Origin of the sequence: Helicobacter bizzozeronii (assembly GCF_900196775.1) — a bacterium.
GTDB lineage: Bacteria > Campylobacterota > Campylobacteria > Campylobacterales > Helicobacteraceae > Helicobacter > Helicobacter bizzozeronii.
Window position 1 is genome coordinate 18,602 of the sequence record NZ_FZLB01000022.1, and the last position, 18,514, is coordinate 37,115.

Annotated in this window: 19 protein-coding genes; 11 read left to right on the forward strand and 8 right to left on the reverse strand. The window is 47.8% G+C overall.

The window, feature by feature from the left end; translation table 11 throughout:
* Window positions 1-6 precede the first annotated feature (6 nt).
* From C5684_RS03125 to C5684_RS03145, 6 genes are all read left to right on the forward strand, one after another.
* Complete coding sequence (locus C5684_RS03125; RefSeq protein WP_006016572.1) at window positions 7-579, forward strand: nitrate reductase cytochrome c-type subunit; 573 nt, start codon at window positions 7-9, stop codon at window positions 577-579.
* A 20-nt stretch (window positions 580-599) separates the two neighbouring features.
* On the forward strand, window positions 600-1,004 hold the full coding sequence (locus tag C5684_RS03130) for a U1 small nuclear ribonucleoprotein (protein WP_233704217.1): 405 nt from the start codon (window positions 600-602) through the stop codon (window positions 1,002-1,004).
* An 81-nt stretch (window positions 1,005-1,085) separates the two neighbouring features.
* Complete coding sequence (locus C5684_RS09670) at window positions 1,086-1,214, forward strand: hypothetical protein (RefSeq protein ID WP_267891338.1); 129 nt, start codon at window positions 1,086-1,088, stop codon at window positions 1,212-1,214.
* Window positions 1,215-1,216: 2 nt separating this feature from the next.
* On the forward strand, window positions 1,217-2,107 hold the full coding sequence (locus tag C5684_RS03135) for a carbon-nitrogen hydrolase (RefSeq protein WP_104639390.1): 891 nt from the start codon (window positions 1,217-1,219) through the stop codon (window positions 2,105-2,107).
* 97 nt (window positions 2,108-2,204) lie between these two features.
* Window positions 2,205-3,497, forward strand: coding sequence for a Na+/H+ antiporter family protein (locus C5684_RS03140; protein ID WP_104639391.1), 1,293 nt, complete (start codon window positions 2,205-2,207; stop codon window positions 3,495-3,497).
* Between the two features lie 56 nt (window positions 3,498-3,553).
* Window positions 3,554-4,828, forward strand: coding sequence for an MATE family efflux transporter (locus tag C5684_RS03145; protein WP_104639392.1), 1,275 nt, complete (start codon window positions 3,554-3,556; stop codon window positions 4,826-4,828).
* Here C5684_RS03145 and gmd read toward each other — a convergent pair.
* Together gmd and C5684_RS03155 are read right to left on the reverse strand one after the other, a co-directional pair.
* Window positions 4,825-5,925, reverse strand: a complete 1,101-nt coding sequence (gmd, locus tag C5684_RS03150; RefSeq protein WP_104639393.1) for a GDP-mannose 4,6-dehydratase — start codon at window positions 5,923-5,925, stop codon at window positions 4,825-4,827. The genes C5684_RS03145 and gmd overlap by 4 nt on opposite strands.
* 9 nt (window positions 5,926-5,934) lie before the next feature.
* The gene (locus C5684_RS03155; protein WP_104639394.1) at window positions 5,935-7,323 is read right to left on the reverse strand and encodes a sugar phosphate nucleotidyltransferase; all 1,389 of its coding nucleotides are present in this window, start codon (window positions 7,321-7,323) and stop codon (window positions 5,935-5,937) included.
* Between the two features lie 106 nt (window positions 7,324-7,429).
* On the opposite strand from C5684_RS03155, the gene C5684_RS03160 reads away from it, so the two are divergent.
* From C5684_RS03160 to metK, 4 genes are all read left to right on the forward strand, one after another.
* Window positions 7,430-8,335: a HugZ family heme oxygenase gene (locus C5684_RS03160; RefSeq protein WP_104639395.1), complete on the forward strand. Its 906-nt coding sequence runs from the start codon at window positions 7,430-7,432 to the stop codon at window positions 8,333-8,335.
* Between the two features lie 127 nt (window positions 8,336-8,462).
* Window positions 8,463-9,251 carry a 30S ribosomal protein S2 gene (gene rpsB, locus C5684_RS03165; RefSeq protein WP_104639396.1) on the forward strand — a complete coding sequence of 263 codons (789 nt, stop codon included), beginning with the start codon at window positions 8,463-8,465 and terminating at the stop codon, window positions 9,249-9,251.
* Complete coding sequence (gene tsf / locus C5684_RS03170; protein ID WP_104639397.1) at window positions 9,235-10,302, forward strand: translation elongation factor Ts; 1,068 nt, start codon at window positions 9,235-9,237, stop codon at window positions 10,300-10,302. Before rpsB ends, tsf begins: the two co-directional genes overlap by 17 nt.
* Before the next feature lie 2 nt (window positions 10,303-10,304).
* Window positions 10,305-11,453, forward strand: coding sequence for a methionine adenosyltransferase (gene metK / locus C5684_RS03175; protein ID WP_407645762.1), 1,149 nt, complete (start codon window positions 10,305-10,307; stop codon window positions 11,451-11,453).
* 17 nt (window positions 11,454-11,470) lie between these two features.
* Here the strand turns inward: metK and C5684_RS03180 are convergent, their stop codons facing one another.
* The 5 genes from C5684_RS03180 to C5684_RS03200 are packed head-to-tail and all read right to left on the reverse strand — an operon-like array spanning window position 11,471 to window position 15,983.
* Entirely contained in the window at window positions 11,471-12,112 is a 642-nt protein-coding gene (locus tag C5684_RS03180) for an ABC transporter ATP-binding protein (protein ID WP_104639399.1), read from the reverse strand.
* Window positions 12,109-12,723, reverse strand: a complete 615-nt coding sequence (locus C5684_RS09675) for an ATP-binding cassette domain-containing protein (protein WP_104639400.1) — start codon at window positions 12,721-12,723, stop codon at window positions 12,109-12,111. Before C5684_RS09675 ends, C5684_RS03180 begins: the two co-directional genes overlap by 4 nt.
* On the reverse strand, window positions 12,716-13,498 hold the full coding sequence (locus C5684_RS03190) for an ABC transporter permease (RefSeq protein ID WP_013889893.1): 783 nt from the start codon (window positions 13,496-13,498) through the stop codon (window positions 12,716-12,718). Before C5684_RS03190 ends, C5684_RS09675 begins: the two co-directional genes overlap by 8 nt.
* Window positions 13,495-14,448, reverse strand: a complete 954-nt coding sequence (locus C5684_RS03195; protein ID WP_104639401.1) for an ABC transporter permease — start codon at window positions 14,446-14,448, stop codon at window positions 13,495-13,497. The genes C5684_RS03190 and C5684_RS03195 overlap by 4 nt, the downstream gene beginning before the upstream one ends.
* Entirely contained in the window at window positions 14,448-15,983 is a 1,536-nt protein-coding gene (locus C5684_RS03200; protein WP_104639402.1) for an ABC transporter substrate-binding protein, read from the reverse strand. Before C5684_RS03200 ends, C5684_RS03195 begins: the two co-directional genes overlap by 1 nt.
* Window positions 15,984-16,105: 122 nt before the next feature.
* Between C5684_RS03200 and C5684_RS03205 the strand changes: the two genes are divergently transcribed.
* On the forward strand, window positions 16,106-17,098 hold the full coding sequence (locus tag C5684_RS03205; protein ID WP_104639403.1) for a HoxN/HupN/NixA family nickel/cobalt transporter: 993 nt from the start codon (window positions 16,106-16,108) through the stop codon (window positions 17,096-17,098).
* Between the two features lie 330 nt (window positions 17,099-17,428).
* Here the strand turns inward: C5684_RS03205 and radA are convergent.
* Window positions 17,429-18,514: DNA repair protein RadA (gene radA / locus C5684_RS03215; protein ID WP_104639408.1), on the reverse strand; the 1,086-nt coding region annotated here is incomplete at its 5' end.

An 18,514-nucleotide genomic window follows, 5' to 3' on the forward strand; every position in this document is an offset into this window, starting at 1 on the left:
ATGATGATGAAAATACGCATGGGTGTGGTGGCTGTTTTGGCTTTGGTGGGTTTGCTCTATGCGGTCAAACACCACAGCAAACATGAATCCTTGGTGAGTGATACACAAATTGGCTTGCGTAAAGCCCCCCTAGAAGATGAAAAGGATTTGAGGTTGCATTCCTATGAATACCACAAACTCCCCCCGGGTGAGAGCAAACGCTTTGAAAGAGCCTATGAAAATGCCCCACCCATGATCCCCCATGATGTAACCGGGCTCTTACCCATCACTAAGGACAATAACCAGTGTTTGGGTTGCCACATGCCCGATGTGGCTAGCACCGTGGGGGCAACACCCGTGCCTAAATCCCATTTCTTTGATTTTAGGCATGATCGCCCGGCTAAAGAGGGGAGCATTAGCGATGCGCGTTTTAATTGCACCCAATGCCATGCCCCCCAAGCCAATGCCAAACCCTTGGTTAAAAACAACTTCAAGCCTGTTTTTAGCAATAAGGCTTTGGAATTCCGATCCGATTTTATGGATGTGGTGGATGTGGGGGTTAAAGACCTCACCAAAACCAAAGAACAGCCCAAACAATGACGCATAAGACTAGGGTTTTTTTGCATTCTAGCGTTTTGGCGCTCTTGGGTGGGTGCTGGGTGGGCGATCCAGCCGATGTGGATCCTAACTTGCCCGATATAGACACCCTCAATGAGTGCGCGCAAATCAAGAACGAATGCGTGGGGGATAAAGATGGCGAGATTGCCAAGACCAAACCGCATAACTACGGACCTTTCCATGACATTTCTTTAGCAGGTGTCAAACTAGCGCATGGGGGCAGGTTTGCTCTCTCCCCCCTCCCCCCCACTGGTGCGGGCTATATCCCCTATAACCCCATGATGTATCCGATGGGGATGTATCCTTATGGCATGTACCCAATGGGCATGTATCCCATGGGCATGTATCCTTATGGCATGTACCCGATGATGGGGGGCATGCCCATGATGTATGGCCCTTGGTGGTGAGACTCTAAAAACGCCCTTAGCATTAGCCATTCTAAGACTTTTCTTTTGTTATAATCGCGCTTTCATTACAAGGAGTGCAAAATGGATGATTTTGAAGATTCATTTGAGGATTTTGAAAAGGATTTTGAGGATAGCCCCAAGGATTATTACGGGGGGTATGATGATGATGACTATGTGAGCGCCGATAGCGAATATGAGGATGAGTTTTAGGCATGCACATTGGGGTCGCTATTTTGCAACACGCCTACCAAGGCGATCGAGTCAAGACCTTGCAACACACGCAGGGCATGCTTGAAAAAGCCAAAGAACAACACCCCGATCTCAACTTGGTGGTTTTGCCCGAATTACACCCCTACCCGTATTTTTGCCAGCATGAAGACCCATGTTACTTTGAGTGGGCGCGTTTTTATGATGAGGACATGACTTTTTTAAGTGCTTTGGCTAAGGATTATCAAGTGGTGTTGGTGGGTTCTTTGTTTGAAAAACGCATGGAGGGGGTTTTCCACAACACGGCGGTTGTCTTTGAGGCTGATGGGCGCGTTTTAGGCAAACAGCGCAAAATGCATATCCCTGACGACCCGCGTTTTTATGAAAAATTTTATTTCACGCCCGGGGATGCTATCGCCCCCATTGCGAGCAGTGTGGGGAATTTAGGCGTGTTGGTGTGCTGGGATCAGTGGTTCCCTGAGGCGGCACGAATCATGGCATTAAAAAAAGCGGATATGTTGATTTACCCCAGTGCGATCGGGTGGTTTTGCGATGATAGCGAGAGTGTAGCCGATAAACTCTTGCAAAGAGAGGCATGGAAGGGCGTGCAAAGGGGGCATAGTATCGCCAATGCCATGCCAGTGATCACCTCTAATCGTGTGGGTGTTGAAAAAGACCTATCCGGGCAGACCAGCGGGCTAAACTTCTTTGGGAGCAGTTTTATTTATGGGGCTTTTGGGGAGGAGTTGGCATGTGCAAGCGAGCAAGAGGAAATTTTATATGCGCGCCTTGATTTGCAAAAAAGCGCACAGGCGCGCCAAATATGGCCTTTTTTTAGGGATCGGCGTATCGAGGCTTATGGGGATCTCTTAAAGCGGGTAGCCGATGAATCTTAATCCACTCAAGCGGGCGCACACGCATGGTCTCTAAGAGACCAGCATAGACACTTAAAAAACATTTGCAAACACTTTAAAAAAATACAAGGATCAAGTTATGCTTTTGACAAATGCAGCGGTAGTGTCTGTGCTGGTGATGGTGGCTTTGAGTTTGGCACGACTCAATATTTTACTGGCGATCATGGTGGCTAGCTTGGTGGCTGGGCTAATGGGGGGACTAAGCATTGTAGAAACCATTAAAATGATGATTGCGGGCATGCAGGGCAATTTAGAAACAGCCTTGAGTTATGTGCTCTTGGGGGCTTTGGCAGTGGCGATCTCGAGTGGCAATTTGATCAAGGTCTTGTTAAACAAATTGGTTAGCAAGATGGACCAAAAAGCCACGATCTTTTGTTTTTTGATCGCTTTCATTGCGTGTTTTTCACAAAATTTAATCCCCGTGCATATTGCTTTTATCCCCGTTCTCATCCCCCCACTTTTACATTTGATGAATCGCTTGCAATTAGATCGGCGGGCGGTGGCTTGTGCGCTGACCTTTGGTTTGGAAGCACCCTACATGACCATTCCGGCTGGCTTTGGGCTGATTTTCCAAACCATGATTGTGGATAATTTGGTCCAAAATGGCATCCACACCAACTTATCCCAAGTGGTGACTGTGATGTCCATTTCGGGTTTGGCGATGTTGGTTGGCTTGGTTATTGCCGTGTTGGTGCTGTATCGCAAACCCCGTATTTACCAAGAACGCATGGAGATACACGCACAGGACGATTTGAAATTAACCAGTAAGGATTATTTGACCTTGCTAGGGATTGTTTTGGCCTTTATGGTGCAGATTGAAACGGGGTCTTTGCCCTTAGGGGCGTTGATTGGCTTGATGGTGATGTTGGTGGGGCGTGTGGTGAAGTGGAAGGACATGGACGCCGTGATTGATGAGGGTGTAAAATCCATGGCGTTTGTGGCGTTTGTGATGTTGGTAGCCGCTGGCTTTGGGGAAATCTTGCAAAAAACCCATGCCATCAGCGATTTGGTGCATTTAACCGATAAGTTAATCTCTAACAAATTAGAGGGCGCATTGGTGATGTTGGGTATTGGGCTTTTTATCACCATCGGTATTGGGACTTCTTTTGGGACACTCCCCATCATTGCAACCTTTTATTGCCCTCTGTGCGTAGCTCTTGGCTTTAGCACGCCAGCAACCATTTTATTGGTGGGCATAGCAGCCGCTTTGGGCGATGCGGGCTCGCCTGCCTCTGATAGCACCATAGGTCCTACAACGGGTTTGAACGCCGATGGGCAACACAACCATATTTATGATACATGTTTGCCGACCTTCCTAGTCTATAATATCCCCCTAATCATCTTTGGGACACTAGGAGCGTTGCTATTATAAAGGCGATCCGTTGGTGGCGACTCAAAAAGGTTTTAAGCCTTGCCCTGCCCTCTGGGGTGAATAACTTTTTAGAAATCTTTGTTTTGGCTGTCTCCATCTTTTTTATGGGGAAACTCTCAGATTCACACATTGTGGCGATGGGGGTGGGTTTGCAATACATGCTCTTATTTTATGCCCTCAACTCTGTATTTTACATTGGCACGAATGCGACCCTTAGCCGTTTGGTGGGGGCAAAGGATATGGAGCTGGTGTCTGTGGGCTATTGCAGTATCTTACTGGGGGCGTGTGTGCTGTGTGGCTTGGCTGGCGTGGTGGGCTTTTTGGGGGTGTCTAGCTTTGTGGATTGGATGGGGCTTAAAGATGAGGCTAATCATTTGGCACAAGAATATTTGCATGTCCTCGTCCTTGCTTTGCCTGCTATTTTTATTAAAAATGTGATGGTGGCGGCATTGGCGAGTTTCTCAGACACGCTCACCCCCTTTTTAATTAAGCTGGTGATGAGTGTTTTATGCTTGTTTTTGAACCAAGCCTTGATCTTTGGGGACTTTGGCTTTGTGCGCTTGGGAATCAAGGGGGCGGCATGGGCAAATGTGATTGTGGCGTTTTTAGAATTAGCCATGCTCTTTGCAATCACCACAGCCACGAAAAAAGCTCTTAGATTCCACATGACCTTTGATTTTGGCTTTTTCAAGCGGGCTTGGAAAGTGGGCTACCCCTCAGGATTTGAGAGGCTCTTAACCCTCTTTTCCATGGCGTTAATCTCTAAGTTTGTGGCTAGCTATGGCGATGAAGTGCTAGCGGGCATGCAAATTGGCTTGCGTGTGGAGAGCTTTAGCTACATGCCCGGCCTTGGCTTTAGCATTGCGTGCATGGTCTTGGTGGGGCAACATCTAGGGGCTAATCAAGTCCAAAAGGCACAAGAATATGTCCGCACCACTTTAAAAATGGGCGTGTTATTTTTAGGCGTGATGGGGGTTTTGTTGGTGGTCTTTGCCAAGCCCTTTGCATCGGTTTTCACGCATAATTTAGCGGTTGTGGAGGTGGCGGGGTGGTATTTAGTCGCTGTGGGGGCTTCCCAAGTGCCCTTGGCGTGTTTATTTGTGCTAGATGGGACTTTTAGAGGGGCGGGGATGGCGAAGGTGTCGCTTTTTATCAATACGCTTAGTCTGTGGTCTTTGCGTATTATCCCCATGTATTTTTTGCTCCACCATGGCTACCATGTCCGCTGGCTTTTTGTGGTTATTTGTGTGGAGACCTACGCCCGTGCGGGGATTTTTTATTGGGCTTATAGGCGGGGTTGGTGGAAAAAACCTGGGCGTTTTGCCCACTAGGTGCGTGCGATCAAGGCTTCTTTTTTGGCTAGAGCCAAATCGCTTGTTAGCATGTCTAAAATGAGATCATCAACCCCAAATTGGCGTTTCCAACCTAGCTCACGCTCGATCTTGCTAGGATCGCCTAGCAATAAATCCACTTCTGTGGGGCGGAAATAACGCGGATCCACACGCAACACAATTTGGTTAGGGCTTAAGGGGTGGGGGAAATCTACAAGGGGGCTTTGTTTGAGATCGACCACCACGCCCACCTCATCTAAGCCCTGACCTTGGAATTCCACGATCACGCCCACCTTTTCAAAGCAAGCCCGTGCAAACTCACGGATACTCAAGGTCTTGCCACTGGCAACGACATAATCTATAGGCGTGTGGTGTTGCAACATCAAATGCATCGCCACCACATAATCTTTGGCATGCCCATAGTCGCGTTTGGCATCCAAATTCCCCAAGAACAGGCATTCCTGCAAGCCGTGCAACATGCGCGCAATCGCCATCGTGATCTTGCGGGTAACAAAAGTTTCCCCCCGCACAGGGCTTTCATGGTTAAATAAAATCCCATTGAGTGCAAAAAACCCATAAGCCTCGCGGTAATTTTTGGTGATATAGTAACCATAGAGTTTGGCGGCTGCATAGGGACTTCTGGGGTTAAAGGGGGTGTTTTCATTCTGGGGTGTTTGCAAGACTTCCCCATAAAGCTCGGAGGTGCTGGCTTGGTAAAAACGGGTGTTCTTAAGACTTAGCAGACGCATCGCCTCTAAAATCCGCAAGGTCCCTAGGGCATCCACATTAGCCGTGTATTCGGGCATCTCAAAAGAAACCTGCACATGGCTTTGTGCGGCTAGATTGTAGATTTCATCGGGCTTGATCTTGGCGATCAAGGCGATCATATTAGAGGAATCGGTCAAGTCTCCATAGTGCAAGAAAAAATTAGCATGGCTACTATGCACATCCTCATAAATGGCATCGATTCGGGCAGTGTTAAATGAAGAACTACGCCTTTTAATCCCATGCACCTCATAGCCCAAGTTGAGTAAATGGCGGGCTAGATAACTCCCATCTTGTCCGGTAATCCCAGTAATCAAAGCAACTTTTTTCATTTTCTTCCTTTAGGGGCGTTTGTAGTCATCTTCTAAGCGTTCAATGTCGCTTTCATCTAGGCATGCACCGCATTGCACTTCTAAAATGGTGAGCGCCTCATTAGTGTCATTGCCTAAGCGGTGGATTTGCCCCTGCTTGATAAACACGCTTTCATTGGTCTCCACTTGCAAACACCGATCCCCCACCACCACGCTAGCCACCCCCTCCACAACAACCCAATGCTCGCTTCTATGCTGGTGTCTTTGCAAGCTCAAGCGTTTATGGGGCGTGATCTTTAAAAGTTTGACCTTAAAAAAGGGGCATTCTAGCAAAACCTCAAAACTCCCCCAAGGGCGGTATTCTAGGGGGTAGTTATGCACCAGATCGGGGTGTTTTTGGGTGATCTGTGTAAGCAAAGTGGGGAGCTTGTCTAGGTGATCTTGGTGGGCAATGAGCAAGCCATCTTTAGTATCCACCACCACCAAGCCATGCACGCCCAACAAAGCACTGAATTTGTGGCTATAGACATAATTATGCGTGGCGTGCTCAAAAAGAACTGGCTTAGAGGTGTGGGGGGTGTTGTGCTGGCTGTCTGCTGGCAAACTTTGTTTCAGGCTTGTAAAATGCCCCACATCACGCCAATTAGCCTTTAGGGGCACAACAAAGAGATCAGGGCATTTTTGCCACAAGCACACATCCACGCTCCCCCCCTCTAGCAAGTGCTGGGTTTCACATTTGATAATATGGGGTAGGCGTTTGGCTTGTTTGAAGACCTCTTGGCAAGCTTGGAGCATGTGGGGGGCATGTTGGGCGCAGGCTTGCAAAAACACGCCTGCCTTAAAGACAAACATGCCGCTATTGGTGTAAAAACGCCCTTGTGCTGGGGCTTTAAGTTGGGCGATCTGAGCAGGGCTGGGCTTTTCAACAAAGCCTAGCACGGGGGCGATCTCCCCCTCAAGCGGGGCGCATGTGATCAAGCCATATTGGCTACTGGGCTCTTGATCTATCCCAAAGAGCATGATCTTGCCCTCTTTAGCGTGTTGGATCGCCACTTCTAGGGCACTTTGAAAAGCGCACTTGTCCATGAGGTGATCGGTGGGGCTTATCACTAAGATTTCCTCCAAATTGCATGCCAAACTTGCCAAGATCAAGGCGTTCATGGTGTTTTTAGGGGTGCTCTCCAATAAAAAATCGCTGCGATCTTCTACATGGGCTAGACTCATCTCCTCTAGGGCATGGAAGTAATGCGTTTCATTGCACACTACCAAAAAACGCGCCTGAGGGTGATCCAAACGATCTAAAGCCAGCCCAAAAAGACTCTTGGAATCATAGAGTTTTAAAAATTGCTTGGGGAAATGCGAACGACTCAGGGGCCAGAGCCTTTTCCCACTCCCCCCGCTCAAAATGACATGCACCATGCCTAACCTTTGTGAAAAAAATAAACAATAGACACTAAAATTAACTATATATTTGTAGATTTAATGATATAATAAGAAGCCTTAAAAATACTACGAGGAGTTTTAGATGGATATTAGTTTCATTGTTAAGCATATGAATGAAAATCATGTGCCAGACATGGAGGCGTTGCTAGCCAAGTTCGGTCAAGTTAGAGGTGCACGCGATGTTCGCATGAAAAATGCGGATATGGGTGGCATGGACATCGTTTATGTGGTGGATGGCAGAGAATCAATGCTAAGGATTGACTTCCCCGCTAAAGTTGAGAGCGTTGAGGGCGTTAAAGATGCGATCATCGAAATGTGCCGATCACTTGCCAAAACCACCGATATGGACGAAGTGCGTGCGGATTTAGAGCGTTTTAGAGAAAGCTTTAGCACCGTCTGCATCGCTAGCTTGAGCCCTGAAAATGAAGTGATCTGTTCTTACAGCGCACTTCTGTTTGATGATCGCGATGGTAGGAGGCAATTCTACATTTATGTGAGCGAAGTGGCTGAACACTTCAATAGCATCAAAGCCCACCCTGACAATGTTGAAATCATGTTCTTAGAAGATGAAGCGGTCGCCAAATCCCCCATTCTGCGCCGCCGCTTGCGCTACAGGACTCGTGTTACTTTCATGGAAAGAGGTGCTGAGTTTGATCGTGTTTATGATAACTTCATCCAAAAACATGGCAAAGGTCGTGGTTTAGAAACCATCCGCCACATGCAAGATTTCCATCTCATCAAACTAGACTTCATCAGGGGTCGCTTTGTGAAAGGTTTTGGACAAGCTTACGACATTGATGCGCATGGCAATATCACCTATGTAGGCAGCAAAGGCAACCCACACACCATGAAAGATCGCAGAGATCATAGCGTGGATCGCCATCCAGAACACCCCCATCACCCACACGGGCATCCCCACGCCGATCGCCGTGATCGCCACGAACACCCCCATAGAGACCATGGGAGAGATGAACGCATTAGCCACTAATGCGTCTTGCCCCCTTGGGGGGCTTTTTAGATTTTCGTTTTGGTTTTAGCTTTTGTTTTAAAATCCCGCACACGCTTTAGCTTAAAGTGATCGTCAAAGCGTGGAGGCAAACTTTAAGGAGTAAAGAATGATCACCATGAAAGATTTATTAGAATGTGGGGTGCATTTTGGGCACCAAACACGGCGTTGGAATCCTAAGACAGCGCGCTTTATCTTTGGCGTGCGCAAGAACATCCACATCATCGACTTGCAAAAAACTTTGCGTTACTTCCGCTACACCTATAATATCGTGCGTGATGCTAGTGCAGAGGGCAAGACCATTATGTTTGTGGGCACTAAAAAGCAAGCCAGCGATGCGCTCAAGGAATATGCCATGCAGGTCAATGTCCCCTATGTCAATTACCGCTGGCTAGGTGGGATGCTCACCAATTTTAGCACCATTAGAAAGTCCGTGCGTAAGTTAGAGATCATGGAGGAGATGGAGAGCAGCGGGCAGATTGATTTACTCACCAAAAAAGAAAAGCTCATGATCTTGCGCAAAAAAGAGAAATTAGAAAAATATCTAGGTGGAGTGCGCCACATGAAAAAAATGCCCGATATGATGTTTATCGTGGATGTGGTGAAAGAAAAAATCGCCGTGGCGGAGGCACGCCGCCTTGGTATCCCCATCATCGCCCCCCTAGACACCAATTGCGATCCCGATTTAGTGGATTACCCCATTCCGGGCAATGACGATGCGATTCGATCTATTCGGCTTTTTTGTAAAGAAATAGCAGAGGCGATCACGGAAGGGCGTGAGTTGGTGGGGCGATCCACAGAAGAAGTTGAGGAAGTCGAACACGCCAGCGAATTAGAACAAGCAGAATTACTAGAAGAATTGCAATTAGAAGGAGGGCAAGATGAGCACAGCAATTAGTGCCGCCCAAGTCAAGCAACTACGGGAAATGAGCGATGCGCCCATGATGGATTGCAAAAAGGCGTTGGTGGAATGTGGGGGGGATTTGGAAAAATCTTTAGAATACCTGCGCCAAAAGGGCTTGAGTAAGGCGATTAAAAAGGCAGATAGACTGGCTAGCGAGGGCGTGATTGCCCTAGATGTCCATGAAGCCCAAGCCACCATGTTAGAGATCAATAGCGAAACCGATTTTGTAGCTAAAAACGAGAACTTTAAAACTTTGGTGAGTCAAAGCCTAGAGGTGGCTAAGTCTTCTAACGCCCAAAGCGTGGAAGAACTCTATCAGGCTTGTGTGGGGGGTGAAAAATTCCAAGATTATTTGCATGCGGCGGTGGCTAAAATTGGAGAAAATATTGTGGTGCGGCGTTTGGCTTGCGTGCAAGCAAAACACAATGAAGCCCTGAATGCCTATTTGCATGCTAATCACAGAGTGGGTGCGATCATTAAAATCGCCCACAAAGACCCCAAAAACACGCCCGCTTTAAGGGAGCTAGCCCGCCAAATTGCCATGCATGCCGCTGCGATGAAACCCGTTGTTCTCGATCACCACGCCTTTAGCCCCGAGTTTATCGCCCAAGAAAAATTAGCCTTAGTGGCTGAGATTGAAAAGGAAAATGAGGAATTTAAGCGCTTAGGCAAGCCCTTAAAGCATATCCCTAAGTTTGTGAGCATGGTAGAGCTCACCCCCGCCGTGCTCCAAGCCCAAGAGGAGGAGTTTAAAGCGCAACTCAAAGCAGAGGGCAAGCCTGAGAAAATCTTTGATAAGATCATTCCGGGCAAGATGGAACGATTCATGGCTGATAACACTCTATTAGATCAACGCCTCACCTTGCTAGGGCAGTTTTTTGTGATGGACGATAAAAAGACCATCGCACAAGTCCTCCAAGAAAAAGGCGCGCAACTCCATGATGATTTGGCAATCAGTGCCTATGTGCGTTTTGAAGTGGGCGAGGGTGTGGAGAAAAAGAGCGGGGATTTTGCTGCTGAAGTGGCCGCCCAAATGCAGGGCTGATCATGGGGGCTTATCTTTTCACCTCTGAATCGGTTACAGAGGGACACCCTGATAAGATGGCGGACCAAATCAGCGATGCCATTTTAGACTACATTATTGAGCGCGACCCGCATGCGCGCGTGGCGTGCGAGACCTTGCTAGCCAATGGCTTTTGCATCATCACTGGTGAGCTTAAAACACGGGTCTATGCCCCCATGCAAGAGATCGCACGCTCTGTGGTCAAAGACATTGGCTACACCGATGCGCTTTATGGCTTTGATTACCGCAGTGCGGCCGTGCTCAACGGGATTGGCGAGCAAAGTCCAGATATTAATCAAGGCGTGGATCGTGCCGATGGGGAGGTGGGTGCGGGCGATCAAGGGCTGATGTTTGGCTATGCGTGCGATGAGACTCCTGCTTACATGCCCCTAGCCATCCACCTAGCCCATGCCATCACCTCCGAATTAGCCAGTGCTAGAAAAAGCGCAACCTTGCCCTTTTTGCGCCCCGATGGGAAGGCACAGGTTACCATCCGCTATGAGGGGCATAAGCCTGTGGGGGTGGATACTATCGTGGTCTCCACCCAGCATAGCCCTGAGATCGATCAAAAACGCCTCAGAGAAGCGGTGATTGAAGAGATTGTCTATAAAGTCCTCCCCAAAGAATTTTTAAATGACAACATCACCTACCACATCAACCCGACCGGGAAATTTGTGATCGGCGGTCCTCAAGGCGATGCGGGTTTGACCGGGCGCAAAATCATCGTGGATACTTATGGGGGGAGTTGCCCGCATGGGGGTGGGGCGTTTAGCGGTAAAGACCCTTCCAAAGTGGATCGCAGTGCGGCTTACATGGCGCGCTACATCGCTAAAAACTTGGTGGCCAGCGGGGTTTGTGCTAGGGCGACTATCCAGCTTGCCTATGCCATTGGCATAGTAGAACCCGTGTCTGTCTATGTCAATACGCATGGCACTAGCAAGCACAGCCCCCAACAGCTTGAATCATGCGTGCGCGCTCTTTTCAAACTCACGCCTAAGGGGATCATGCAAAGTTTGGATCTCTTGCGCCCCATTTACAGACCCACCGCCACTTACGGGCATTTTGGGCGTGAGGGCTTTAGCTGGGAGCAAACCGACAAAGCCCAAGCCATTCAGGAGTTTTTGGGCAAATAAGGGGGGGCTAACCCCCATCACTCCACCAGCCTCCCCCCCTCGATCACAAGGTGGCGAGTGAAGTATTTTTGGGCGATGGCTTTATCGTGCGTGATGGCGATCATGGTGGTTTTATAGCGTTCTTGGTAAGCCATCAATACATCCATGATCTCATATTTCAATTTTTTATCCAGTGCGCTGGTGATCTCATCTAAGAGCAAGACTTTAGGCTTAATGAGCATGGTGCGCGCAATGCCCAGTCTTTGTCTTTCACCCCCACTCAGCTCACTAGGGTAGCGTTCTAAAAGTGCGGGGGGCAGTTTGGCTTGCTGCATGGTTTGTGCTAAATCCTCTTGGATGCCAAAACGCTTACACACGCTGGCTAAAAGGTGCTTGACTAATTTAGCCGGATTGAGCGCGCTTAATTGATCTTGAAAAACATATTGGATTGTTTGTCGAAAGGCTTTTTCGGGGAAGTCTAGGATATTTTTTTGATCGCATAAAATCTGCCCGCTATGAAAACTTTCTAGCCTAGCAATGCACTTAGCCAGCGTGCTTTTCCCACTCCCGCTACTCCCCAATAATGCCACACTCTCCCCGCTTTTAACACAAAAGCTAATATTCTTTAAAATCGCATAATTGCCATAGGATTTTTCTAAGTGCTGGATGTCTAAACTCATGAAAAATACCCCATTTTATCCCCAAAATAAGTGATCCGCCCACTCTCTAGCACCAAAACCTCTTCACAGAGCGCGTAAGCGACCTCTTCATCGTGGGTGATCACCAGCCTTTGGGTTTCTAATTGCAAGAGCAATTCAAGCACGCTCTTAGTATTAGCGCTATCTAGGGAGCTAGTAACTTCATCTAATACAAGAATTTGTGCCTCTAGGGCAAGATTGAGCGCAATTTGGATACGGCTTGCCATGCCCCGACTAAGCTCGTAAGGGTAGAGCTCCCACACCTTAGGGGGGATATGTAGCCGTTCAAAAATGGGTTGTATGTGGGCGATCTTATCTTTTAAGACCATCTGGAAAGTGTCTTTAATCTTAAGGTAGGGGAAAAAGCAACTGATACAATCTTGGAAAACATAGCCTGCGCGCCCATTGGTGGCAAGCTTGCTGTATTGGGCTTTGAGGTGGTGGGGCAAAATGCCACAGATCGCCTTAGCCAGCGTGCTTTTGCCACTCCCGCTACTCCCTAAGATCGCCAAATGCGCTTGCGTGCTAAAACCCACATCATGCAAGATTTGGTTTTTGGGGGCAAAGATATTTAAGTGGGCGATCTCAACCATGTTTTTGCACCCGCTCCCCTAAGAGCATTAAGCCAAAGACAATCCCAAAAACAGCCAGCCCCGGGGTTAAGACCAGCCACCACACCCCCGTAAAAATGGCTTGGGAGGCTTCATTGAGCATATTGCCCAAACTAGCCTCCCCCACCATCAACCCCAAACCAAAGAAACTCAACAGAGCTTCCGCACTGATGGCATGCGCACAAGTATTAATAAAAAGCACAAAGACCGCACTTTTAGCCACAGGCAAGATTTGATCAAACATGATCGCCAAACGCCCCGCCCCCAAAGCCTTTTCATTCAAAATGAACTCACGGGTGGCAATATTGCTAAATTCATCATAAATCACCTTCGCCACACTCCCCCATGAAAACACCGCCAAAAGCAAACTTAAGCCCAGCATGCCAAAGGCACGCTGGTTAAATGCGCTAAAAAGCAAGATAAGCAAGAGATTAGGCAGGGATAAAAACCCATCTAAAAAACGCAAAAGCAAGGATTGGATCATTTTGGGCGCATTGAGAGCCAAGAAGGCATAGGCAAAGGCGATGATCATAGCCAACACCCCGCTTAAAAGCCCAATGAATACGGAGGTTCTTAACGCAAAAAAGAGCCGTGAGAGTTCATCACGACCTAAAAAATCCGTGCCTAGTAGGTGTTTGCCACTGGGGGGGGATTTGAGCTGGGTTAAATCCACTTGAGACGGATCAAAGGGGGCTAAAAAAGGGAGCAAAAAAAGCCCCCCTAAGAGGAGCGCGCCCCAAATCAAAATTTTTTTCATGCTTGCCATCTGGGGTTTAAAATTTTAGCCATGATCTCCACGATGAGATTAAAGAGCACGACGACGATGGTGCTGAGTAAAATAATGCTAAGGGCTAGGGGGTAATCCTTACTCAAAAGCGCATTAATGGTGGTGCTCCCCAAGCCCCCAATAGAAAACACGCTCTCTACAATGTAAGTCCCCCCCAAAATCCCAGCCGCATTGGCACCAAAATAGCTAATAACGGGGAGCAAGGAATAACGCAACACCAATCTAAATTGGATGATCTTTTCACTCACCCCCCATGAGCGGTAACTAGCCACAAAGGGTTCTTGCAAACTCTCCAGCACCACGCTACGCACCAAACGCGTATAAATTGCCAAATGCGACAAGGTGAGCGTGGCAATGGGTAAGATCAGATGGCGCACCAAATCGCCCAAACTCTCATCACCCCCTAATTCATAGACCCCAGAGCTTGGCAAAACCCCTAAAAGGACGCTAAAAAACATAATCAAAATCGAGCCTAGCCAAAAATTAGGGATACTAAAAAAGCCCAAAGTAACCAACATCACCCCCCTATCCAGCCAAGAACCCTTAAACAATGCGCTCAGCACCCCCAAGATGACAGCCAGCACAAAACTAAGGATAAAACTTGTCAGCCCTAAGATCAGAGTATAGGGCAAGCGCTCTTTAATAATGGCGGCTACACTCTCCCCACTGGCAAAACTAACGCCAAAATCCCCATGCAAGCTTTGCTTTAGCCACACCAAATAACGCATCCACAAGGGGCGATCCAGCCCCAAATTAGCGATCATGCGCGCCTTGATTGCAGGGTTAAGGGCTTGGATACTATCCCCATAAACCCCAGAAACCACATTGGCACTTGAAAAATGCAACATCACAAAGATCACAAAGCTAAAGACAAACAAGAGGAGCAAAGCCCCCCCGATTCGCTTAACCCAAAAAAGCACTAATCCTTACTCCACTCGGCGACATTATGCGTGAAGCGCGCCCCATGGTGCCCTAAAATGGTGGGTTTGATCCCATGGATGCGATCGCTATAAGCTAAGGGGTAGCGCAGATAGACCAAAAAGGCAAAGGGGGGATCATTGTGCAAGGCTTGGATAAATTGGGCATACCAAAATTTGCGTTTGGCGGTATTATCCGTGCTGCGTGCTTGTAGCAAAGCCTCATCAACTGTCTTATCGCTATAGTGGTTGTAATTCCAGCCATTGGCATTCAAGCTGGCATCCATCTTAGAGCTAAACACGCGGTAAGTTTGGGTGTCTGGATCAAGCGGACTGCCCCAGCCAATGATGAAACTATCCACCTTGTCAATCTCAAATGCCCCATGGTTTTTGGCAATGGCATGCGCCTTGATCCCCACTTTTGCTAACTCGCTTTGCAAGATATTGGCTAAAGTAACCCGGAGCGGATCGCTATTAAACGCATAAATATCAAATTCTAAGGGTTTGCCCTGCTTGTAAAACACCCCATTTTGAAGCTCCCAGCCATCTTTCATTAAAATCTCTTGGGCTCTTTTGGGATCATAGGGGTAGCCTTTGGCATGAGCATCATTAGCCCAACTAGCTTGGATAGGATTATTAGCCACAAACCCATAACCATGCAAAATCTTATGGGCGATGAGCTCCTTATTGATTGCATAATTGATCGCTTGGCGCACCGCTAGCGATTTTAATAATGGGTTGTGGAAGTTAAACATCAAGGCGCGGTAATCCGCACTCTTAATATCCATGATCTTAATGTGGGGGTTGGATTGGAGTGCCTTAACTAAGTTGGGTTCAACCAACGCCACATCTAAAGACCCATTTTTGATCTCATAGGTGCGCACATTGTAATCGGGCACGATTTTTAAGATCACCTTTTGGGCTTTAGGCTTGCCCCTGTAAAAATGTTCGTTGGCCACAAAGGCAATATAACTCCCCTTTTGCCATTTGGCAAATTTAAAGGGGCCCGTGCCAATGGGGTGTTGGTTGTAGGGATTGGTGTTTAAGTCCTTGCCCTCTAAGAGGTGCTTGGGCAACATGCCCATGCTCAAGGCATCTAGCAAGGCAGGGTAGGGGGCTTTAAGCGTGATTCTAAGGCTATAAGGGCTTAAGACCTCTATGCTTTTAATCGCCTCAAAGCTAGCCCGTGCGGGCGCGTTGAGCTTGTCATTGAGGGCTTGCTCAATGGTGAATTTGACATCCTGAGCGCTAAATTTCTGCCCGTCATGCCAAAGTGCATCTTCTCTTAGCTTGAAAGTCCAAACCAGCCCATCTGTGCTCACCGCCCAACTTTTTGCTAGGTCTGGCTCAATTTTCATCTCCGGGCTAAAGCGTGTCAGCCCGCTAAAGACAAAGTCTAGCGCGCTGTCATGGTCGGCATCAAAGAGTGGGTTAATGCGCGTGGTTTCATTTTCAATCCCGATCACAATGGTGTTTTTAGGGGTGCTGGCAAAGACTTGCACAGCCAAGAGAGCCACCCAAAAAAGCCGTCCGATCATCAATCTCCTTTTTATCATCTTAAAGCACACAAAACGCTCCATTATAGTATTATTCGTGTTAATCCTGTGTTAATCCTTTTTGCAGATTTAATAGGGCAAATTTTGAAAAATAAGGTTGTTGCATGCGTTCGTGGTTTCCCTATGCTTTGGCAATTATTTTTTTACATGTTTTGGGCTTGTCGCTCTTGTTTTTATCCGGGGATATTAAGTTTTACGCCCTAGCGGGCACGGCTTACATGCTAGGCTCTAGGCATGCCTTTGATGCCGATCACATTGCCTGTATTGACAACACGATCCGCAAACTCTCCCAGCAGAAACAAAATGCCATGGGGGTTGGGTTTTACTTTTCTATGGGGCATTCTAGCGTGGTGATCTTGGCTACGATTGTGAGTGTGTTTGCGATCCACTGGATGGACACCCACACCCCCGCACTTAGGGAAGTGGGGGGCGTGGTGGGCACTTTGGTTTCGGGTCTGTTCTTGCTCTTAGTGGGGCTATTTAATGTCTTTATCCTCATCGATCTTTTTAAAGTCTTCAAGCAAAGCCAAAGCAGTTCGTATAACCAAGAAGCCCTAGAAGCCCTCTTGCAAGAGCGGGGCTTGATGAATCGTTTTTTTAAACCCCTCTTTGCCTTTGTGTCTAAGAGTTGGCACATCTACCCGATTGGGTTTTTATTTGGTTTGGGTTTTGATACAGCCAGTGAAATTGCGTTGTTATCACTCTCTGGAGGGGCGATTAAAACCAGTGTGTTGGGCATGCTCTCTTTGCCGCTCCTCTTTGCAGCGGGGATGAGTTTATTTGATACTTGTGATGGGATATTTATGGTCAAAGCCTATGATTGGGCTTTTAAAACGCCCTTGCGCAAGATTTATTACAACATCACGATCACAACCCTAAGCGTGTTGGTGGCATTGGTGATTGGCTTAATTGAGCTGTTCCAAGTGCTGAGCCAAAAAATGCATTGGGAATTTAGCGGGTTGCTAGGGTATCTTAAAAATTTGGATTTTGGGGATTTGGGGTATTACTTGGTGGGCTTGTTTGTGCTGGTGTGGGCGATATCCTATGGAATTTGGCGTTTTGGCAAGATCGAGCAACGCTGGGGTCAGCCCAGCTAAAGGGCTTGGATGAGTTGGCATAATGGGGTGGTGAAGTACCCAAATGCTAAAGACATTTGGGCTTCCTAGGCTGATGTTGCCCGTAGGGAGAGTTTGGTTCTCACTCTGTGTCCCTATAGTAGGGATTTTACAGAGTTTGAGCTCCAACGCATTCCCTACAGGTCTCACACATCATATCTCCAAAGGCGTAACTTTCGGCACTTCCTGCCGTAGATACGAATGTATGGGGACATTATACCACAAATTAGTGGCATTCATCCCACCCGCTAAAACAAATGCGACGCATTTGCTAGAGTGGGATTTCTGCCAAAAAGATGTTAAAACCCTGACTCACATCCACTCAATGATTTGGGACACATCCTTAGCTTCATAGCAAGCAATAGGGGTTTTTAAATTGGGCCTTTTGGGCACAATCGCCTTTAAAAAGCCGTAATTCTCCATCTCTTTAAGGCGGATATTTAAATTGGGCACTTCTTGCACAGAGCCAGTGAGCCCCACCTCCCCAATAAAGGCGGTTTTATTGCTGATAGGGCGATTGCGAAAGCTGGATAAAATGCTCGCAATCACGGCTAAATCCGCGCTGGTTTCACTAATTTTAATCCCCCCGGACACATTGATAAAGACATCGTAGCGGTTTAGCGGGATTTCTAGCTTTTTCTCTAACAAAGCTAAGAGCATGTGCAAGCGGTTGGTATCAAAGCTAGTGGCTAGGCGTTTAGGATTAGCTAAAGAGCTCTCACACACCAAAGCCTGAATTTCTAAAATGAGCGCGCGCGAGCCCTCTAGCACCACACTTAAAGCACTGCCTGCTAGGCTTTGCTGTTGGGAGAAAAAGAGCTTAGAAGCCTCTTTAGCGCTCATCAGCCCCTCTGTGTGCATTTCAAAAATGCCCACCTCGCTGGTCGCTCCAAAGCGGTTTTTAAAACTGCGTAAAATTCTAAGCTCCCTGCTAGGATCGCCCTCAAAGTAGAGCACGGCATCGACCATGTGCTCTAAAACTCGAGGTCCAGCAATCGAGCCCTCTTTAGTGATGTGCCCGATGATGAAAATGGCAATTTGCTCTTGCTTGGCAAGGCGCATCAGATCAAAGGTGATTTCGCGCACTTGAGAGATGGAGCCCGGAGCCGAGCTAATCGCACTGGAGTATAAAGTTTGAATCGAGTCGATCACACAGACAGCGTAATTAGCCCCGAGTAAATGCGCCTTGATCGTGTCTAAATCAATTTCATTGAGCAAATACAACTTTTCTTGCACGCATTGCAAGCGATCGGCTCTTAAGCGAATCTGCCCAGCACTCTCCTCCCCGCTCACATACAAGACACTTAAGCCCGTGCCAGCTAACCCCCCGGCTACTTTAAGCAAAAGCGTGGATTTACCCACCCCCGGAGCCCCCTGTCTCCTATACACCTCTGACGC

What these genes read in the sequence shown, in the direction of transcription:
- C5684_RS03135 (WP_104639390.1), top strand. Translation starts at nt 1,217, where the DNA reads ATGCACATTGGGGTCGCTATTTTGCAACACGCCTACCAAGGCGATCGA.
- C5684_RS03155 (WP_104639394.1), bottom strand. Translation starts at nt 7,323, where the DNA reads ATGGTGCATGTCATTTTGAGCGGGGGGAGTGGGAAAAGGCTCTGGCCC.
- C5684_RS09675 (WP_104639400.1), bottom strand. Translation starts at nt 12,723, where the DNA reads ATGGTTGAGATCGCCCACTTAAATATCTTTGCCCCCAAAAACCAAATC.
- C5684_RS03125 (WP_006016572.1), top strand. Translation starts at nt 7, where the DNA reads ATGAAAATACGCATGGGTGTGGTGGCTGTTTTGGCTTTGGTGGGTTTG.
- gmd (WP_104639393.1), bottom strand. Translation starts at nt 5,925, where the DNA reads ATGAAAAAAGTTGCTTTGATTACTGGGATTACCGGACAAGATGGGAGT.
- C5684_RS03160 (WP_104639395.1), top strand. Translation starts at nt 7,430, where the DNA reads ATGGATATTAGTTTCATTGTTAAGCATATGAATGAAAATCATGTGCCA.
- C5684_RS03140 (WP_104639391.1), top strand. Translation starts at nt 2,205, where the DNA reads ATGCTTTTGACAAATGCAGCGGTAGTGTCTGTGCTGGTGATGGTGGCT.
- rpsB (WP_104639396.1), top strand. Translation starts at nt 8,463, where the DNA reads ATGATCACCATGAAAGATTTATTAGAATGTGGGGTGCATTTTGGGCAC.
- tsf (WP_104639397.1), top strand. Translation starts at nt 9,235, where the DNA reads ATGAGCACAGCAATTAGTGCCGCCCAAGTCAAGCAACTACGGGAAATG.
- C5684_RS03200 (WP_104639402.1), bottom strand. Translation starts at nt 15,983, where the DNA reads ATGATCGGACGGCTTTTTTGGGTGGCTCTCTTGGCTGTGCAAGTCTTT.
- C5684_RS09670 (WP_267891338.1), top strand. Translation starts at nt 1,086, where the DNA reads ATGGATGATTTTGAAGATTCATTTGAGGATTTTGAAAAGGATTTTGAG.
- C5684_RS03205 (WP_104639403.1), top strand. Translation starts at nt 16,106, where the DNA reads ATGCGTTCGTGGTTTCCCTATGCTTTGGCAATTATTTTTTTACATGTT.
- metK (WP_407645762.1), top strand. Translation starts at nt 10,305, where the DNA reads ATGGGGGCTTATCTTTTCACCTCTGAATCGGTTACAGAGGGACACCCT.
- C5684_RS03190 (WP_013889893.1), bottom strand. Translation starts at nt 13,498, where the DNA reads ATGAAAAAAATTTTGATTTGGGGCGCGCTCCTCTTAGGGGGGCTTTTT.
- C5684_RS03180 (WP_104639399.1), bottom strand. Translation starts at nt 12,112, where the DNA reads ATGAGTTTAGACATCCAGCACTTAGAAAAATCCTATGGCAATTATGCG.